This is a genomic window from Peribacillus sp. NPDC097197 (assembly GCF_050278025.1).
Lineage (GTDB): Bacteria > Bacillota > Bacilli > Bacillales > DSM-1321 > Peribacillus.
In genome coordinates this window covers 15832-34888 of record NZ_JBNNST010000024.1, presented here as the reverse complement: position 1 = coordinate 34888, position 19057 = coordinate 15832, and the positions used below count along the sequence as shown (strand labels likewise).

The window sequence follows — 19057 nt, the reverse complement described above, 5'->3', positions numbered from 1 at the left end:
AATATTTTAGCACCATGGGAGAGTTTTTTTAATACCATGCTGAAAGCTTTTTAGAACCCTAGGCCTAGCCTAGGGTTTTCTTTTCTACAAAAAAACGGTCAGCATTATAATAGCTGACCGTCAAACTTTTATCTGTTTCCTTTGATATACGGCTGACCAGATGCCTTAGGTGCATCTGCGCGACCGATGAATCCAGTTAATGCGATAATTGTTAGAACATAAGGCGCAATTAATAGATAGACAGATGGTATGTCTTTAAAGAATGGTAAGCTTGATCCCACAATACTCAAGCTTTGAGCCAGTCCAAAGAATAAGGCGGCTCCCATAGCCCCGATTGGGTGCCACTTACCAAATATCATGGCCGCAATAGCCATGAACCCTTGACCATTGATGGTCGCATGGTTGAATTCATTAGAAAAGATGGTCGCATATATTGCTCCGCCGATTCCCCCAAAAGCACCTGAAAGAAGAACGCCTGCATACCGAATTTTCGTAACGTTGACACCCATCGTATCAGCGGCCATCGGGTGCTCCCCTACAGCCCGGATTCGTAAGCCGAACGGCGTTTTATAAAGGATATACCATACGACAAATGAAATTAAAATAGCGATATAGACAATATAGTATCCATTCGAGAAGAAGATTGGACCGATGAATGGGATATCGCTTAATAATGGGACATCAATCCTCGGGAATGTTTCCGTAATACGATCTGTTTGTCCTTTATCATAAATCAGCTTGACTAAAAACATCGTGAGCCCGACTGCCAATAAGTTGATGGCGACCCCACTAACCGTTTGGTCCGCCCTGAATGTGATCGACGCAACGGCATGGAGAACCGAAAATAACAATCCGGCAACCATAGCGGCTAAAACTGCCAGCCACGGAGTCCAAGCGCCAAATGTTTCGGCAAAGGTTAAGTTAAATACAATCCCGGTGAAAGCACCAATGACCATTAATCCTTCTAACCCAATATTGATGACGCCAGCCCGTTCAGAAAATACTCCGCCGAGTGCCGTGAATATAAGCGGAGCAGCTAGGGCGATCATTGATGGTACAATAATTTGTAAAACTTGATAAAAGTCCACTTATTTCACCCCTTTCTTAAAACGATTGGCAATCCAACGAATAAAGTAACTGGATGCTACGAAGAAGATGATCAATGCAATGACAATGTCTACAATTTCACTAGGTATGCCTGTTTCAAGTGGCATGTTCAATGCCCCGGCTTTTAGTCCACCGAATAATAAGGCTGCCAACACAACACCGATGGCCGTATTCGCTCCGAGTAACGCGACTGCGATACCATCAAATCCCATACCTGTGAATCCGCCTTTTACGGCAGCATATCCGAATGTACCCAATCCTTCCATCGCTCCAGCAAGACCAGCGAATGCACCTGAAATGACCATGGATAGGATAATGTTCTTATTGACGCTCATCCCTGCGTACTCAGATGCATGCTGATTAAATCCAACCGCTTTCAATTCAAAACCGGTTTTGGTTTTTTCTAAAATGAACCACATGATGATCACACATATGATGGCTACGACAATTCCCCAGTGCATCCGGGAATAATCGGTCATACTTTCAAAGAAAGGTGAACGAAGAGAAGCAGAATCAGCAATTCTCTCTGTTTTATCCAGCTTGTCCGTCAATACGTTCCGGATTAAATAGTTCGTTACATATAAGGCCGTATAATTTAGCATGATAGAAACGATTACTTCGTGTACACGAAATTTCGCTTTTAAATACCCCGGGATAAAGGCCCACAGAGCTCCTGCAGCGGCCCCTGCTAAAATCGCTAAAGGTAAATGAATGATCCCAGGAAGTTCAAAAGCAATTCCTACCCATACTGCAGCCAGCCAGCCTACGATTAATTGTCCTTCAACACCGATATTGAATAGACCCGTACGAAAAGCAAAAGCGACCGCCAAACCGGTAAGGATATAAGGGATGATCGTCCTGACTGATTCTCCCACATAATAAGAATCCCCAACAATGCCGCCAAGCATGGAACCATATCCTGCAATTGGATCGTATCCACTGACCAACATGATGATAGCCCCTACAATTAAACCGAGGATGACGGCAATCACCGGGTTTAGTAATTTGGATAAATATTTAGATACAAACTTCATGATTTTGTCTTTAGTCATGTTGTTTCTCACCTGCTCCCGTCCGTTTACTGCCAGCCATAAGAAGCCCAAGTTCCTGTTCTGTCGTTTCTTTAGGATTGACAATGGCCACGATTTCTCCCTCGTATATAACAGCAATTCTATCGCTCACATTCATGATTTCATCCAGTTCGAATGAGATGAGAAGTACCGCCTTGCCCGCATCACGTTGTTCAATCAAACGTTTATGAATAAATTCAATCGCTCCAACATCGAGTCCTCGAGTGGGCTGTGCGGCAATCAATAAATCCGGGTTTCTATCAACTTCCCGGCCGATGATTGCTTTCTGCTGGTTTCCTCCCGATAGAGCCCTTGCAGGTGTATACTCACTTGGTGTACGAACATCATAAGATTTAATTAAAGAACGAGCTTTTTCGAATATTTTTCTTGAATTCAAGATTCCACCTTTGGAAAATGGCTGTTGATAATACGTTTGCAGGACAATGTTTTCCCCAATGCTATAATCGAGGACCAAGCCATGCTTATGACGGTCTTCCGGGATATGTCCTACCCCTGATTCCGTAATTTTCCGTGGTTTTAGATTCCGGATTTCCTTGCCATTCAATTGAATGCTACCAGCTGTCGTTTTCCTTAAACCGGCCAAAGCCTCAATGAGTTCGGATTGACCATTGCCATCCACTCCTGCGATACCGACGATTTCTCCAGCACGGACGGTTAAATCCAGGTTCCTTACGGCTGAAACTCCCCTGGCATCCTTCACTTCAAGTCCTTTTACATCTAAAACGACATCCGTTGGGGTACCTTCCGTTTTTTCCGTTTTAAATAGGACTTCCCGGCCAACCATTAAACTAGCTAGTTCATTGGGGTTTGTTTCACTGACAGTAACCGTCCCAATTCCTTGTCCTTTACGGATGACTGTCACACGATCACAAACTTCCATGATTTCCTTAAGTTTGTGGGTGATCAAAATGATAGATTTCCCTTCTCTAACGAGCGCCTTCATAATCGTTATCAGCTCTTTAATCTCTTGAGGGGTCAATACGGCCGTAGGTTCATCGAATATGAGAATCTCTGCCCCACGGTAGAGTGTTTTCAAAATTTCGACACGTTGTTGCATCCCTATCGAAATGTCGGCAATTTTCGCATGAGGGTCAACACGAAGCTGGTATTGTTCCGATAGTTTCCGAACTTCTTCACTCGCCTCTTTTAAATCAATTTTCCCAGCCTTTGAAGGTTCTTTTCCCAAAATGATATTTTCAGTGACAGTAAAAGGATCAACAAGCATAAAATGCTGATGCACCATCCCGATTCCTAAATCATTTGCAATATTTGGACTTGTGATTTTATGGGGCTCTCCATTCACTCGAATTTCCCCTTGTTCTGGTTGGTAAAGTCCAAACAGAACATTCATCAATGTCGATTTTCCGGCACCATTTTCACCCAATAATGCGTGAATCTCCCCTTTTTTCACTTGAAGGGTTACATTATCATTAGCGACGATTCCAGGAAACTCCTTTCGGATGTTCAGCATCTCAATTACATAATCCACGTATAATCAACCCCTAAATGAGAGTATATGAAACTTAACTAGAAGATTGGCTTATCCCTACCTTATTAGAAAAAACCAAATGAGAAACTATGAATCTTTCATAGTCTTTCATTCATTTTTTTCCACCAGCGTTTTTGGGGAAAAGAAGGAATAGGAAAATGTTCCCTACTCCCTCTCGATCTTTCTGATTATAATTCTTCTTGGAATTTTTTGAATTCATCATCCGTGCCAGGAACCACTAAATCACCTGACTTGATTTTCGCAGTCCATTCTTCTACTGCTTTTAAAGATTCTTCAGAAACATTGTCTTTCGATTCTGAAATGCCTACACCATTCTCTTCGATACCATATTCAATGGTTTCTCCACCAGGGAATTTTCCATCCTTCGCTTTTGTAGAAAGGTCTTTAACCGCAATATCAACGCGTTTGATCATGGATGTTAATGTAACATTTTCATCTGTTCCTGGAACATCTCCCAGTTTAACTTGATCACTATCCACACCAATTACATAAATTTCTCTCTTAGGATCTTTTTGTTTTTGTTCCACTGCTTCAGTGAATACACCTTTACCCGTACCGCCAGCAGCATGATAAATGATATCTGCTCCTGAAGAGTACATAGACCCAGCAGTAGATTTACCGATATCAGCCTTATTGAAATCACCGGCATACTTGACTTCTACTTTTGCTTTCGGGTTTACTGCCAATACACCAGCTTTGAATCCGATTTCGAATTTTTTGATTAATTCGGATTCAACTCCGCCGATGAAACCGACTTTGTTCGTTTTCGTTTGAAGTCCAGCTATAACCCCAACCAAGAAGGAACCTTGCTGTTCTTTGAAATTAATACTTGCAACATTCGGTTTATCCACAACAGTATCGACGATAGCAAAATGTGAATCAGGACGTTGGTCAGCTACTTCTTCAACTGATTCTGCTAATAAGAAACCAATGGCATAAATCAAACTGTAATCTTCACGGACAAGCGTATTCAAGTTCTTTGCATAGTCAGCATCCGATTTCGATTGCAGGTAATTGTATCCATCCTTACCTTTTTTCAAGTTATTTTCTTTCCCGAAGTCCTGAATTCCTACCCAAGCGGATTGGTTGAAAGACTCATCATCAACTCCACCCGTATCGGTCACCATCGCTACTGTGAAATTATCTTTCTTGTCTTTCCCAGTAGAAGATTCTTTATCATCGTCCTCTGAATTACCACAAGCCCCCAATAATGTACCAGCAGCAAGAACAAGCGAAAGAGCTAAACCCAATTTACGCTTTTTCATTTTTTTTCCTCCTAAGATTGATGGTTTGAGCAGGAATGTTCTGAAAAGTCATTCATGTTTGCGTTTTCAATGGTCCGCAAAAAAACGAAACGGTTAGCGGTGTGCCATAGTGGAAACAAACGTTTGCATTCATCCTTATGTAAGGGACTATGCCTACACCCGTTTCCGAAGGACATGAAAACTGAACATATTGGCTTTAAAGTAGTTAACAGAATACAAGATAGGCTGGTCCCAGTCATCCAGATGCATCTGCTTTAGAACGAGCAAGGCAGCTTCAGGCGTACATTTAAGGATAGGAGAAACCTTCTCATGGTATCCGATAGGCTCTATTTCAGCTACGGCATGGGTGATTTTCCTATCAGCGTCCCTTTCCAATATATCAAAAAGAGACTCATCATTACGGTCGAAATTCACCGAGAGAATAGATTCAGGAATTTTATCGATACAGTAGATGACAGGCTCACCATTCGCTGTTCTTACACGTTCAATAATCACGATGCGTTCATCCGGTGTACATGAAAACCTGCGGATATCCTCTTCTGTTGGTTCTTGAGTCGTCGAACTTAAGAAAAACGTCCCCGGCTTCATCCCTGCCTCCTCAATCATATCCGTGACACTTTTTAGTTGCTCGATACCTGAAGTGAACCGTGGCTTAGGATTGACAAAGGTTCCGACTCCATGGCGGCGAATGATGATATTTTCTTCTTCTAAAATTCGCAGTGCTTCACGAAGCGTCGCTCTACTCACTCCTAGCTTTTTTGCAAGATCGAATTCAGAAGGAAATTTTTCATTTTCCTTGTAAACTCCTGATTCAATATCTTGCTTCAGGTAATCAATGACCTGCAAATATAAATGTCGACTATCTGATTTAATAGACATACAGTTTCCCCCAGCTTGTTTCTTAAGACATCAGACATCTGATGTTGAATCATTCCTACTAATCGAAAATAATATAACATTTTTTCAACTATAAATAAATAGAGTTTTACTAATTAACTGAAAAGAATTTAGTAGAATATACCCCCCTATTTTCTTCCACGTAGTAAAAACGTTGCAAATCTTACGATTATTTGCCCTAATCCAACTATTGGTCATGGGTAAAATTCTTATTGCGAAAATGACACTGCTTTCTTTCCAAGAATCCGTTTTGCTGTATAATAGAACTTATCTTCTTTGAAGGGATGATCGAATTATGTTAAACATTACAGAATATACCGTAGAAAAATTGACCGACCCATTCGGAATCTTATCCGGAGACCGCTTTGAATACTTTTTAGATATTGAAGTTCCGGAAGAGGACGAACTCTTTTCAGAGAACGGTTTATATATCCGGGTTTTATTTGTTGTCGAAGAACAGAATGGCAGACTTGTTAAATATGACATTCTAGAAAAAGGCAGCGATCAACTGTTTGATTTCGAGTTAGAAGATGAAGAAGTAGCCATGATTACTGCCTTCTGCCTAGAGCATCTAGACGAAGCGACAGTAAATTAAAAAATACCGGGCAGCTGCCCGGTATTTTTTTATACCTAAGATAAATGTGCTTCATCATGATCATCTTTGGAAATTAACACATTACGTGGTTTACTTCCTTCATATGGACCGACGATTCCCCTTGCTTCCATTTCATCGATTAACCTTGCAGCCCGTGTATAGCCAATCCTGAAACGGCGCTGAAGCATAGAGACAGAAGCTGTCTGCATTTCGGTAATTAAAGCCACCGCTTCCCCATATAAGCTATCTTCGACTTCACCGCTTGACGTCTCCGGTATCTCATCCGGTATCATTTCTTCGTTGTACTGGGCTTTCTGTTGGGAAATGACGTAAGTGACCACTTCTTCAACTTCATGATCAGATAAGAAAGCCCCTTGGACGCGAATTGGTTTTGAAGATCCAACAGGTAAAAATAGCATATCTCCACGGCCTAACAGTTTCTCCGCACCTCCCATATCGAGTATGGTTCTAGAATCCGTTGAGGAGGAGACACTAAAAGCAATCCTGGATGGGATGTTGGCCTTGATGACCCCCGTAATAACATCTACAGACGGTCGCTGAGTGGCTATGATTAAGTGGATGCCCGCTGCCCTTGCCATCTGTGCAAGACGTGTGATAGCATCCTCCACGTCATTTGAAGCCACCATCATCAAATCAGCCAGCTCATCGACTATCACTACTATATAGGGTAACAACGGTTGTTTGGAATCTTCCTCACTGTTAAAACGGTTAACGTAATCGTTATAGCCTTCTATATTACGCGTACCCGTATGTGAAAAGAGCTCGTAGCGTCGTTCCATTTCACTGACCACTTTTTGCAAAGCTTGGGCCGCTTTTTTCGGATTAGTCACGACTGGTGCCAGTAAATGCGGAATTCCATTATACACATTGAGTTCCACCATTTTCGGATCAATCATCATCATCTTCACTTCATGAGGTTTTGCCCGCATCAAGATACTTGTGATAATGCCGTTGATACAGACGGATTTACCACTGCCTGTAGCCCCCGCTACCAGTAAATGGGGCATTTTATTAAGTTCCGCCTTAACCGCTTCACCGGAAATATTTCGGCCTAGACCAATTTGCAGCTTGGCATCCGGCTTGTCCACTTCTTTTGCATCCAATACTTCTCTAAGGGAAACCATTGCCACCTCAGAATTCGGCACCTCAATGCCAATCGCCGATTTACCTGGAATCGGTGCTTCCATCCGGATATCTTTAGCTGCAAGTGCCAGTGCCAGGTCATCGGAAAGGCTCACTATTTTACTGACTTTCACCCCTACATCCGGGTGCACTTCATATTTAGTTACAGCCGGTCCCAAATAAACTTGAGTGACTCTTGCTTTGACCCCAAAGCTCTGAAAAGTACGTTCAAGTTTTGCCGCATTTTCATGAATTAATTGATACTCTCCACTTTGATCCGTTTTTTTCGGTTGCGATAACAAGGAAAGTGGCGGTAGAGCATATTCTTTATTTTCTACTTCCGTAAAATTGATGGCAGGAACAGGATCGTCATGTTCTTCTTCTTCAGCCGAAGGTAGCGTTTCAGCAGACGGTTGTTCATCCTTTTCATCATCACCGTATGCTTTATCTGCAAAGCTTGAAATAATACGTTCTGTCGCCACTTGTTGTGTCTCTTCTTCCTGCTGTGTGGCATGAACCTCTTCTTCCACTGGTTCTTTTTCACGTTTTTTCTTTTTGACCGGATCTTTTTTCTTCTGTTTCTTATCGTTATTCCATGTTTTCATGTCATCACTAAACGCGGTCCATTGCCTTTTAACAAAGCTACCAAGGGCAAAGGCAAATTTACCAAGAGTATCGCCTAGTGTTTTCCCAGTCAGTAATACAATCCCGATGATTATTAGGACGATGGATACGATTTTTGAACCCGCTTCATCGAACAAGAAATAAGAAGCAGCGAATAAAACAGCTCCAACCATCCCACCTCCAAGATCTTTTGTGCTAGCATTTCCAGTCACTTCCATCCAGAACAATTCCCAAGTATTCGAAATGACACTTGGCTTTGCGAAAGGACCACCTTCGGCCAATAAATTAAAGAGGGTGACATGACTAAGCAGTAGCATGCTCGCAACAATGAAATACAAGCCAATTAACTGCCGTTTCAATAAATATGGAACTTCTCTTTTAATCATTAAATAAAAGCCCGCCGCTATTGCCCCTAATAAAAATAGGATATACCATTCCCCCATAAAGAAACGGACTAAAAGGACGGTACCATTTCCCACTGCCCCTAGTTTTGCAATGGCAATGACGGCCAGACTTATTATGATCAGACCAATCAATTCATATTTAAGCGTAATCTTTAATTTTTCTGAACTTTTCTTTGTCCTTTTTTTCTTCTTCACCATAAAATCACCTGATTCTTCTTGAAACTTCTTTCCATTCGTATGGTACAACTCAATAGGAAACAAACGTTCGTTCATCGATTATATCAAAAAAATATCATGTTGTCCCTTGATCGTGTCTTATCTAACATGGAAAAATCAAACCAATGAATAAAGCAGCCAAAGGGCTGCTAATTTTTTCATTAGTATATCATGATTTCTCTCCGTTGGTCCTTTTTTCTAATTTCTCAACGGTTCGAATACATTGACGACTTCACCAGGCTGTACATTGGTCTTCATGTAATCCTCAGGATTCGTACTCACGATCCGATCAATGCGAAACGAACTTCCTCCTTCATGTTCCACCATAACATGAACCCCATTCACCTTCATTTCAATCATTTGTGCAATTTTCTCATGGGGATGAGGGAAGATGATTTCTTCTGGAACGATCGTATAAAGTGTCATTGCAGTAGCCCCTCTTCTCCTTTATTTGTACTTCTTTCCTCCATGAATTCATTCAGTTTCCTCATCGCCTGCCCTACTCCTCCGACACCATCAATCATTCCTACATCGACCGCTTCCACCCCGATTACATTCGTGCCTATATCCCTCGTTAAATTTCCTTTAGCGAACATTAGATCTTTAAAACTGTCTTCGGTAACATTGGAATGCCGTGTGACAAACTTTATGACCCGTTCCTGCATTTTATCTAAGTATTCAAATGTTTGCGGTACTCCAATGACCATACCTGTCAACCTAATAGGATGGATCGTCATGGTCGCCGTCTCTGCTATAAAGGAATAATCACAAGATACGGCAATCGGCACCCCAATGGAATGTCCGCCGCCTAAAACGATGGAGACGGACGGCTTAGACAAGGAAGCTAACATCTCGGCAATGGCTAGTCCCGCTTCCACGTCTCCTCCGACGGTATTTAAAATGACAAGTAACCCCTCAATATTAGGATTTTGTTCAATCGCAACAATTTGAGGAATAACATGCTCATACTTTGTCGTTTTATTTTGTGGAGGAAGTTGCATGTGACCTTCAATTTGACCAATGATCGTCAAACAATGGATTTTTGAGTCTTTCGATAATTGTGGGACACTTGTTGTTCCCAACTGCTGAATCTTCTCAATTAAAGTTGAATTTTTACCTTCCTGCCGTCCTTCATTTTCATTTGGTAATGGTGTATCCACTTATGGCAACCCCTTTCTCAAAAGCCTATGCCCTTATTATGTCTCGAGTCTTAAACTTCATTCTTCCAGTCAGATAGCCTGCATGAGAAAAAGCCTTGCCCCTTATAAAAATCGAAATCGAAAGGAATACAAAAAGGCAGAAACGTTGTATGAACGTTGCTGCCTTTTGCATTTTCACTTATTTGAAAAAGGGGTATGAAAATCCCTTCTTTATTAATATTCCATGATGATGGGTAATATCATCGGGCGACGCTTTGTTTTTTCATAGAAGAATTGGTTTAGCGCATCACGCATTTCCTGTTTCAGCGTGGACCAATCGAAAGGCTGACGAGAACCGTTTTTCTTCACTATCTCATTGACAATGGCTGTTGCTTCCGTCATCATTTTTTCTGATTCACGTACATATACGAATCCACGGGAGATGATTTCCGGACCTGCAGCAATGCTCTTATCTTGTCGATTCAACGTGACAACAACAATCAATATACCATCTTGTGATAACAGACGGCGATCACGGAGTACGATATTCCCGACATCACCAACACCACTGCCATCAATTAAAATATTTCCAGCAGTTACCTTGCCTGAAAGGGCAATCTTATCACCATTCATTTCAATGACGTCACCTTTTTCAGCAATCATGATGTTTTCCGGCTTGATTCCGGCAGAGATACCTACTTTTTGGTGAGAATAAAGGTGACGGTATTCCCCATGTACCGGTATGAAAAACTTAGGGTTCATCAGGTTGATCATCATTTTCAATTCTTCCTGACTACCATGGCCCGTAACATGGACCTTATATTTATTAGAAGAAACGACTTCCGCACCCACCCGGTAAAGTAAGTCGACGGTTTTTGATAGAATGAGTTCTCCACCCTGTAGTGGGGACGCACTGATCAAGACCGTATCCCCTTTCTTAATCGTAACTTGCTTATGAGTCTGCTTCGCCATTTTTTGAAGTGCCGCTATCGGCTCCCCTTGATGACCCGTTGATAGCACCACAATTTCACGGTCTTCGTATTGGCTGATTTCACTGACCGGAATGATTAAATCTTCTTCCACTTTTAAGTAACCTAGATTTAAGGCTGTTTCATATACCCGCTTCAGACTTTTTCCAACAACGGCCACTTTCCTTTTATTCGCTGCAGCCGCATTGAAAACATGCTGAATTCGATTTACGTTCGAAGCAAAGCAGGCAACGATAATTCTTCCGGTTGTGGAACGGAAAGCTTCGGTAATATCCTTGGCCACTACCGCTTCGGATGGTGTATAGCCTGGTTTCTCCGCCCCTGTGCTATCAGATAGGAGACACAGGACCCCTTCTTCTCCTATACTTGCCATTTTGCCTATTTCCGGTTTATACAGTTCGGTCGCAGCTTGATCAAACTTGAAATCACCGGTGTAGACGATGGCCCCTTCACGAGTATGGATGACCACTCCCACAGAATCAGGGATACTATGGTTCGTACGGAAAAAGGAAACAGCAGCCTCTGGGAAACTCAAAAGGGAATCAGAGTCAATCTCAGTAAAAATTGCCCGGCCATTAAAGCCATCTTCCTTCAACTTAGTCTTAATCAGCGCTAGTGTTAACTTTGTCCCATAAACAGGAACAGGTAAATACTTCAATACATAAGCTAGGGCTCCCATATGATCTTCATGACCATGCGTTATAAAAATCCCCTGAATCCGTTCTTTGTTATCCATCAAATAAGAAATATCAGGTATGACAGCATCGATGCCAAGCATTTCTTCTTCCGGCAACATCAAACCTGCATCCAAAAGATAAAGGTCATCGTTCACCTCAACTACATACATATTTTTACCAAGTTCCCCTTGTCCCCCAAGAGAAATCACTTTAATTCCATTATTTTTATCTTTACCCAATCGAATATCCTCCTTAAAAAATAGCCGTTCATAAGTTCCAATGATTTCATTATAACTCAAGTTCAAAAAACATGACAACACATACCATTTTTAGAAAGATTTTTTCCTCTACTTGGCCATGCGTATATGTATAGGTCCCACTTCTCAATTTTTGTCTTTTTTAAAGAAAAGACTATTAGAAGTATAAGCCTTTATCCTATAACTGGAAAGAAAATAATACGGGAATCCCAAAACTAATCATTCTCTATGTAAAAACAAGCCAATCATTAAACGATCAGCTTGTTTGGTGATTATTTTTATTTATTTAAGACGGATATGAGCGTTAAGCGCTCTTTTTCAGTCAATGGTACAATTGGTAACCTGACTGAGCCTACATCTATGCCACGAATTTGAAGAGCCGTTTTAACAGGCGCAGGGCTTGGTGCTGCAAATAAGCCTTTTATGAGCGGGAGTAGCTCCTGATGAAGTCTCGCCGCTTCCGATAAGTTCCCAGTGACGAAAGCTTCAACAATTTTCTGCATTTCATTCCCGGCTACATGGGAAGCAACCGATACGACCCCAACCCCACCGATTGCTAGTACAGGAAGGGTTAAAGCATCATCGCCACTATATAAAGCGAAATCTTCATCCGTTTCGGCAATAATTTGGGTCATGGCGTTTAAATCGCCGCTCGCCTCTTTCACAGCCACGATATTCGGTATTTCCGCAAGGCGAATAATGGTCTCCGGTTCAATATTGACCGAAGCACGTCCCGGAATGTTATAAACCATGACCGGCAATATCGTACTTTCGGCAATCGCTTTAAAATGTTGGTATAGGCCTTCCTGATTCGTTTTACTATAATAAGGAGCCACCAACATGATTGCGTCGGCGCCATTCTTTTCTGCTTTTTTAGTCAGCTCAATGGAAGCATATGTGTTATTGCTCCCAGTTCCCATGATGATTGGCACCCGTTTTTCTACAACCTTGGTGACATGGCGAAGCAAGGCTATCTTCTCTTCCGAGGATAATGTCGGTGATTCCCCAGTTGTACCCGCAAGTACAAGCGAATCCGTTCCGTTCGATAATAAGTAATTGACTAATTTAGTTGTTTTTTGAAAATCAACGTTTCCCTTGCTATCGAAAGGGGTGACCATTGCGGTTGATACTCTACCAAATATCATTATTTAACACCTCTTTAATTTTTAAAACCTCTATATAGATTATTCTGCTTCTATTTCATGTAAATGGAATGCATCATGAAGTGAATTTACAGCCTTGATTAAATCTTCTTCCTTCACTAGAACCCATATAGTCGTATGGCTATCCGCGGATTGTAGAATCGAGATTTCATTTTCCGATAATGCTGTGACAATTTTTGATGCAACCCCAGGTACTCCGTTGATGCCTGCGCCCACGACTGATACCTTCGCACAATTCCGCTCAACGAGAGGCTCATGTCCCATTCCTGTAAGAATGGAAAGTGCAAGTTCGGTCATCTCTTCCGTGACCGTATACACGACACCATGCGGAGAAATATTGATAAAGTCTACGGAAATAGATGCATTTGCCATTGCTTTAAACACTTCTGCCTGTAAATTATATTGTCCTTTTTTTGCATTCACCTTAATTTGGGTGATTTTCGAAACATGAGCGATTCCTGTAACGAGTCTTTCCCTGATATCACTACCTTGGCTTCCTTTATTGACACTGGTAACCAGAGTTCCCAACCCTTCACTGTATGTCGAACGAATCCGGATTGGTACTTTTGCCTGCATAGCAATTTCGACCGCGCGGGGATGGATGACTTTAGCACCTTGATATGCCATATTGCATACCTCAGTATAAGAAACGATCGATAATGGGCGTGCATGCTCTGCAATCCGTGGATCAGCGGTCATGATACCTTCGACGTCCGTGAAAATATCAACGCGGTCAGCCTGTAAAGCCGCCCCCAATGCAGCAGCCGAAGTGTCACTTCCACCTCGTCCAATAGTTGTCATGTCCCCATTTTTAGCGGCCCCTTGGAAGCCTGCGACCACGACGACATCCTTCAATTCAAGTTCTTTCAGAAGACGGTCACATTTCATTTCAATGATTTTCGCACTCGAAAATTCATAATTCGTCTGGAACCCTGCTTGAGCACCTGTGTATGCAGTAGCCTCGATTCCATGTTCCAATAACATATTCGTAAATACGACAGAAGAGATCGTTTCCCCTACCGACATTAGTAAATCCTGTTCCCGCTTGGAGAGGCGGGCGTTGGAACCATTCACTAAAGAAAGTAACGTATCCGTCGCATATGGATCGCCCTTCCTACCCATGGCAGAAACAACGACCACCACTTTGTAGCCTTCTTTAATTGCCCTTTCGATATGATTCTTGGCATGGGCCCGGCTCTCTTCGTCCCGGACTGATGTCCCACCGAATTTCTGGACGATTATTTTCACTATTCTCACCCCAAATATAAGCCAGCTCCCCCGTTAAGGAAGCTGACCTAACTCTCTATCATGTTGACAAGTCTTAGCTGCTTGAGTTTTTACCTTACTTAACTGTCACTAACCCTAATTTTAAAAGGCTTTCAGCTATTTGGACAGAATTCCATGCTGCCCCTTTTAATAGATTATCGGAAACTATCCATAAATGGAAGCCTTTATCTTCATCTAAATCTTTACGGATCCGGCCAACGAATACGTCATTCTTGCCGACAGATGATGCAGGCGTTGGATAAACCTGTTGTTCTGGCTCATCTTCTAATACGACTCCCGGTGCCGTTTTCATCAAATTCTTGATCTCAGACGCAGAAATGCCTTCTTTTTCGACTTCGATGTATACGGATTCCGAATGCCCCGTTACAACAGGAAGCCTTACGCAAGTTGCCGCTACAGGTAGCTCTTCCATATGCATGATTTTCTTTGTTTCATTAATCATTTTCATTTCTTCAAACGTGAATCCATTATCTTGGAACCTATCGATTTGTGGAATGACATTGAAAGCAATTTGATAATGCTTGGCATCCCCTTTTACCGGCAAGATTTTTGGTTCGATTTCTTTTTCATCCAGAAGATCACGAGCCTGATCCTTTAGTTCGTTTATCGCAGCGACTCCAGCTCCAGATACTGCCTGGTATGTTGAAACGACTACCTTTGATAAACCAAACTCTTGACGGATTGGTTCCAATGCAACAACCATCTGGATTGTTGAGCAATTCGGGTTGGCAATGATCCCGTTATGCTGTTTCAAGTCCTCTTCATTTACTTCCGGTACAACAAGCGGAACATTTTCATCCATGCGGAACGCGCTTGTATTATCTACTACTATCGCTCCTCTTTTTACTGCTTCAGGAGCCAATTCCTTAGACACACTTCCTCCTGCACTGAAAAGAGCGATATCTATGCCTTCAAAGCTTTCAGGTTTTGCTTCCTGAACTTCGATTTCTTCGCCTTTAAATGACAATTTAGTCCCTGCAGAACGAGCCGATGATAAAAAGATGATTTTCTTAATCGGTAAATCCCGTTGTTCAAGTGTTGAAATCATTTGTTGTCCTACTGCTCCAGTCGCTCCTACTACTGCAATATGCAATCCCTGTGTCCCGGTCATTTGTCCATACTCCTTTTCTATCTCTAAAAGTTGGTTTATAATTTGTCTAATTATTTCTACTTGCTCAGAATATCATATATTTTAACACATTAACATTCGAAAGAACGCACTTTAACAAAATATTCTGGTAGTATAGATTGTTTTTGGTTCTTAACGATAATTCCAACTGGTTGCAAAGCATGAACAAATGACATTTCCTGGATTTAGGCATTATGGAACGACAATTAGATTACATCATCTTTGAACCTTTCAATAATCACTGGCTGTATTTGTTCTCCTTCTATTGCCGCCACGATGGTATCCCGAATCAAACTCATTCTCGCCACCATCGAGCTCGGTTTGCCTACCGGATTATCTTGGCCGTATGGAACAAAATAGATATCCTTTGCAGCCATCAGCCTCATTAAATTTACACCATTCAAACCAAGGGCATCGTTGGTTGAAATCGCAACCACAACTGGACGGTGATTTCTCATCGTCGCTTTTGCAGCCATAAGTACAGGCGAATCTGTAAGGGCATTTGCCATCTTACTCATCGAATTCCCGGTCAACGGAGCAATGACCATGCAGTCTAGCGGCAATTTAGGTCCTAATGGCTCTGCTTTGACGATTGTATCAACGGCTTCATTTCCCGTCAATTTTTCTATACGTGCAACCCAGTCCTCCCCATTTCCAAAGCGTGTTTCCGTATTTTGAACAGTGGATGTCACAATCGGAATGACTTCTGCCCCTTCATTTATAAGTTTTTCTATCTCGGGAAACACACTATCGTATGTGCAATGCGATCCTGTCAATCCAAAACCGATCCGTTTACCTTTCAGACTCATAATTTTTTCCCCTTTCTTTTCAAGAATTCCCCTTGGATCAAGACCCCAAGTGCATTCGCCAAAATTTGACCGGCAGTTTTCGGGGCCACTATCCCCGGTAGGCTTGGCGCCAATAACGCTTTAATTCCCCTTTTTTCCGCAAAACGAAAATCCGTCCCCCCAGGCTTTGAAGCAAGGTCAATAATCAAAGTGTGAACGGGCATGTTTGCAAGAACGTCTGCTGTAATGATGGGAAAAGGGATGGTATTAATGCAAATATCAACATTTTTCATTTCGGACGCAAGATCATTTAGATGAAAAGGGATTATCGCCATTTCAGTAATTCTCGCAATATCTTCGCTTTTCCTCGCCCCTACCTTCACTTTGGCTCCAAGAGCTTGAAATGATCGTGCCACACTCATCCCAACCCTTCCTAGGCCTAGAACGGCAACATCCGATCCATGGATGGTAAAATCCGTGTGTTGAATAGCCATCATGATTGCGCCCTCTACGGTGGGAATCGAATTGTATATCGCTACATCGTCTCGTTCAAATAAGAGTACTAGTTTACGATTTGCTTCCTTGAATAGTCGATCGAGGTAATCATTACTGATTCCTGAATAAAATACACAATCCTTTGGCGTGTCATTTATCATGGACTCGGTCAAGAAAACATCTTCACTGGAGAAGATGGTTTCCACTTTACCGGTTGAATCCGTCCCTCGCACAGGCAAGATAACTGCATCCAGTTCCGTAAAATTTATATCTTCTAATTTCTCCTTAACCGCACCTGTAAACGCATGGTCAAGCTGTTCAAACCCTACTAAAAACAGCTTCGCATCTAGCTCAGTCAGTTTACGAACAACTTCAAGCTGACGCGCATCCCCACCGATTACAGCGATTTGCATGTCTGTGAGCATTAAATCGTCACCTTCTTTTTAAAAATCCAACCCACTCCTCGCCCAAGATCAACTCTTGAAGGCGTTTTGTTATCCGATATTCATTCAGTCTCCATCCATCTTATGTACTGAAATAAAGAACGGTGATTAGAAAAGTAAAAACGCCTATAGCTATTACCAGCTAAGGCGCTCTTTAGTCTTTTCTCATTTTCATTCCTATCCATCCATATGTTCTCCGTCTTCCACCGAATGAGCTTCAAGTTCTTCCCTAAAATCGATAATGAGCATATCCGTTCCCACTTTTTTAATGTGATTCCATGGTACCCTGATTTCACTTCCATTTCTGAAAAGCCCAAACCACTTTACTGAAGGAATGACCAAAGTGGTAATTTGTCCCGTTTCGTCAAATTCCAAATCCGTTTGTCCCAGGACACCTAATCGTTCTGCCCTGTTCACATCGACTATCTCTTTTCCACTTAATTCACTCAGCCTCAAATCCGTATCCCCCTTTTTTTCTCCTTAATTCCATCTATATCCGAAATCAAGAGAACTTAGAAGGCATTTATAAAAATAGTCGTCCCCTTCCTTCCAAAAAAAACCTGCTCTCCTAAACAGAAGAACAGGTCGTAGATATTTATTTATCCCAATTTTCCAAAGGGCTCACCAACGATAAAGAGTGTTCTGTGAAGATACGGTTTGCTAGTTCATTGACACTATCTTCCGTAACTTCATCAATCTTGACGATGATATCATCCAGTGAACGATGCTCACCTAGCATTAGCTCATTTTTGCCATTACGGCTCATTCGGCTGTTTGTGCTCTCAAGGCTTAGCATTAAGCTACCTTTTAGCTGTTCCTTACTATTTCGCAATTCTTTTTCTGTGATTCCGTCTCTTTTCAGCGTAGCAAGCGTCTCCTGGATCGTATCATACAAGCTGTCAAGCTGGCTTGTGCCTGTCCCACCATAAATGGTCACTAAACCCGTATCCTGGTAGCTTGAATGGTAAGAATATACCGAGTAGGCCAGCCCACGTTGCTCACGGACCTCTTGGAATAGACGGCTACTCATGCTACCTCCAAGGATATTATTCAATGTGACTAGACTATAGGTTTTATCATTTCCGATTTCCAAACCTTTGAAACCGAGGCATAGGTGTGCTTGTTCAGTCTCTTTTTTACGAGTGATTCTATTTTCATGGAACGAAGGCTTCACCAATTCAAGACGCTCTTCCCCACCTTGATAGGAACCAAAGTAACTTTCCACTTCCTGAATCAACTTCTCGTCCACATTTCCAGCAATCGAGATGACGACTTTATCAGGCGTATACATATCATGAACATATTTCTTAAGTGTTTCACTATTGAATGTTTCCAACGTACTTTCCGTACCAAGGATTGGATAGCCAAGAGGATGATTTTCATAGACAGCCTTGCTCAAAAGGTCATGGACGATATCATCGGGTGTATCTTCATACATTTTGATTTCTTCATAGACAACATTTTTTTCTTTTTTCAATTCTTCCTCATCAAATGTAGAGTTGAAGAACATATCAGCAAGAATTTCAAGAGCATAGCTTGCATGGTTATCCATTACTTTAGCATAGTAGCATGTATACTCTTTTGAAGTAAATGCATTCACTTGGCCGCCAATGCTGTCAAACGACTCGGCGATTTCACGCGCGTTCCTCGTTGTCGTCCCTTTGAAAAACATATGCTCAAGAAAATGGGATACACCATTCAGTTCCGGTGTTTCATTCCGCGAACCGGTCTTGATCCAAACTCCAATTGCCGCTGAACGCACTGTTGGAATATTTTCCAATACTATTCTTACTCCATTTTGACACGTGTATTTCTTAATCAACTAACATTCCTCCCAA

At 41.9% G+C, this 19057-nt stretch carries 17 protein-coding genes; 1 reads left to right on the top strand and 16 read right to left on the bottom strand.

The features are described 5' to 3' along the window. Window positions 1-128: 128 nt before the first annotated feature. The 5 genes from ACQKL6_RS19870 to ACQKL6_RS19850 all read right to left on the bottom strand — a co-directional run bounded on the left by ACQKL6_RS19870 (window position 129) and on the right by ACQKL6_RS19850 (window position 5852). The gene (locus ACQKL6_RS19870) at window positions 129-1088 is read right to left on the bottom strand and encodes an ABC transporter permease (protein ID WP_402987978.1); all 960 of its coding nucleotides are present in this window, start codon (window positions 1086-1088) and stop codon (window positions 129-131) included. Further along, window positions 1089-2159: an ABC transporter permease gene (locus ACQKL6_RS19865; RefSeq protein WP_402987972.1), complete on the bottom strand. Its 1071-nt coding sequence runs from the start codon at window positions 2157-2159 to the stop codon at window positions 1089-1091. After that, entirely contained in the window at window positions 2152-3687 is a 1536-nt protein-coding gene (locus ACQKL6_RS19860) for an ABC transporter ATP-binding protein (protein ID WP_402987964.1), read from the bottom strand. Before ACQKL6_RS19860 ends, ACQKL6_RS19865 begins: the two co-directional genes overlap by 8 nt. A gap of 188 nt (window positions 3688-3875) precedes the next feature. Beyond that, the gene (locus ACQKL6_RS19855; RefSeq protein ID WP_402868437.1) at window positions 3876-4973 is read right to left on the bottom strand and encodes a BMP family lipoprotein; all 1098 of its coding nucleotides are present in this window, start codon (window positions 4971-4973) and stop codon (window positions 3876-3878) included. A 153-nt stretch (window positions 4974-5126) separates the two neighbouring features. Beyond that, window positions 5127-5852, bottom strand: coding sequence for a GntR family transcriptional regulator (locus ACQKL6_RS19850; RefSeq protein ID WP_402868435.1), 726 nt, complete (start codon window positions 5850-5852; stop codon window positions 5127-5129). A 313-nt stretch (window positions 5853-6165) separates the two neighbouring features. On the opposite strand from ACQKL6_RS19850, the gene ACQKL6_RS19845 reads away from it, so the two are divergent. Next, window positions 6166-6465, top strand: coding sequence for a DUF6509 family protein (locus ACQKL6_RS19845; protein WP_402868433.1), 300 nt, complete (start codon window positions 6166-6168; stop codon window positions 6463-6465). Between the two features lie 35 nt (window positions 6466-6500). Here ACQKL6_RS19845 and ACQKL6_RS19840 read toward each other — a convergent pair whose 3' ends face one another. The 11 genes from ACQKL6_RS19840 to ACQKL6_RS19790 form a co-directional block, all read right to left on the bottom strand. Next, window positions 6501-8834, bottom strand: coding sequence for a DNA translocase FtsK (locus ACQKL6_RS19840; protein ID WP_427591160.1), 2334 nt, complete (start codon window positions 8832-8834; stop codon window positions 6501-6503). A 216-nt stretch (window positions 8835-9050) separates the two neighbouring features. Further along, the gene (locus ACQKL6_RS19835; protein ID WP_402868431.1) at window positions 9051-9278 is read right to left on the bottom strand and encodes a YlzJ-like family protein; all 228 of its coding nucleotides are present in this window, start codon (window positions 9276-9278) and stop codon (window positions 9051-9053) included. Beyond that, window positions 9275-10012 carry a ClpP family protease gene (locus tag ACQKL6_RS19830; protein WP_402868430.1) on the bottom strand — a complete coding sequence of 246 codons (738 nt, stop codon included), beginning with the start codon at window positions 10010-10012 and terminating at the stop codon, window positions 9275-9277. Before ACQKL6_RS19830 ends, ACQKL6_RS19835 begins: the two co-directional genes overlap by 4 nt. A gap of 213 nt (window positions 10013-10225) precedes the next feature. Beyond that, entirely contained in the window at window positions 10226-11896 is a 1671-nt protein-coding gene (locus ACQKL6_RS19825) for a ribonuclease J (protein WP_427591138.1), read from the bottom strand. Window positions 11897-12192: 296 nt separating this feature from the next. Next, the gene (dapA, locus tag ACQKL6_RS19820; RefSeq protein ID WP_427591158.1) at window positions 12193-13062 is read right to left on the bottom strand and encodes a 4-hydroxy-tetrahydrodipicolinate synthase; all 870 of its coding nucleotides are present in this window, start codon (window positions 13060-13062) and stop codon (window positions 12193-12195) included. A gap of 36 nt (window positions 13063-13098) precedes the next feature. Beyond that, a complete protein-coding gene (dapG, locus tag ACQKL6_RS19815; RefSeq protein WP_402868426.1) occupies window positions 13099-14325 on the bottom strand; it encodes an aspartate kinase in 1227 nt (408 codons plus the stop codon). A 94-nt stretch (window positions 14326-14419) separates the two neighbouring features. Beyond that, on the bottom strand, window positions 14420-15475 hold the full coding sequence (gene asd, locus ACQKL6_RS19810) for an aspartate-semialdehyde dehydrogenase (RefSeq protein WP_402868424.1): 1056 nt from the start codon (window positions 15473-15475) through the stop codon (window positions 14420-14422). A 224-nt stretch (window positions 15476-15699) separates the two neighbouring features. Beyond that, the gene (locus tag ACQKL6_RS19805; RefSeq protein ID WP_402956346.1) at window positions 15700-16302 is read right to left on the bottom strand and encodes a dipicolinate synthase subunit B; all 603 of its coding nucleotides are present in this window, start codon (window positions 16300-16302) and stop codon (window positions 15700-15702) included. Next, window positions 16299-17201 carry a dipicolinic acid synthetase subunit A gene (gene dpaA, locus ACQKL6_RS19800; protein ID WP_427651779.1) on the bottom strand — a complete coding sequence of 301 codons (903 nt, stop codon included), beginning with the start codon at window positions 17199-17201 and terminating at the stop codon, window positions 16299-16301. Before dpaA ends, ACQKL6_RS19805 begins: the two co-directional genes overlap by 4 nt. A 195-nt stretch (window positions 17202-17396) precedes the next feature. Beyond that, window positions 17397-17675, bottom strand: a complete 279-nt coding sequence (locus ACQKL6_RS19795) for a YlmC/YmxH family sporulation protein (protein WP_402868419.1) — start codon at window positions 17673-17675, stop codon at window positions 17397-17399. Window positions 17676-17814: 139 nt separating this feature from the next. After that, on the bottom strand, window positions 17815-19041 hold the full coding sequence (locus ACQKL6_RS19790; RefSeq protein WP_402868417.1) for a M16 family metallopeptidase: 1227 nt from the start codon (window positions 19039-19041) through the stop codon (window positions 17815-17817). Window positions 19042-19057: the final 16 nt, after the last annotated feature.

Coding starts and splice junctions, on each gene's coding strand:
- dpaA (WP_427651779.1), bottom strand. CDS start 17,201: ATGCTCACAGACATGCAAATCGCTGTAATCGGTGGGGATGCGCGTCAG.
- ACQKL6_RS19835 (WP_402868431.1), bottom strand. CDS start 9,278: ATGACACTTTATACGATCGTTCCAGAAGAAATCATCTTCCCTCATCCC.
- ACQKL6_RS19865 (WP_402987972.1), bottom strand. CDS start 2,159: ATGACTAAAGACAAAATCATGAAGTTTGTATCTAAATATTTATCCAAA.
- ACQKL6_RS19805 (WP_402956346.1), bottom strand. CDS start 16,302: ATGAGTCTGAAAGGTAAACGGATCGGTTTTGGATTGACAGGATCGCAT.
- ACQKL6_RS19845 (WP_402868433.1), top strand. CDS start 6,166: ATGTTAAACATTACAGAATATACCGTAGAAAAATTGACCGACCCATTC.
- ACQKL6_RS19850 (WP_402868435.1), bottom strand. CDS start 5,852: ATGTCTATTAAATCAGATAGTCGACATTTATATTTGCAGGTCATTGAT.
- ACQKL6_RS19840 (WP_427591160.1), bottom strand. CDS start 8,834: ATGGTGAAGAAGAAAAAAAGGACAAAGAAAAGTTCAGAAAAATTAAAG.
- asd (WP_402868424.1), bottom strand. CDS start 15,475: ATGACCGGGACACAGGGATTGCATATTGCAGTAGTAGGAGCGACTGGA.
- ACQKL6_RS19855 (WP_402868437.1), bottom strand. CDS start 4,973: ATGAAAAAGCGTAAATTGGGTTTAGCTCTTTCGCTTGTTCTTGCTGCT.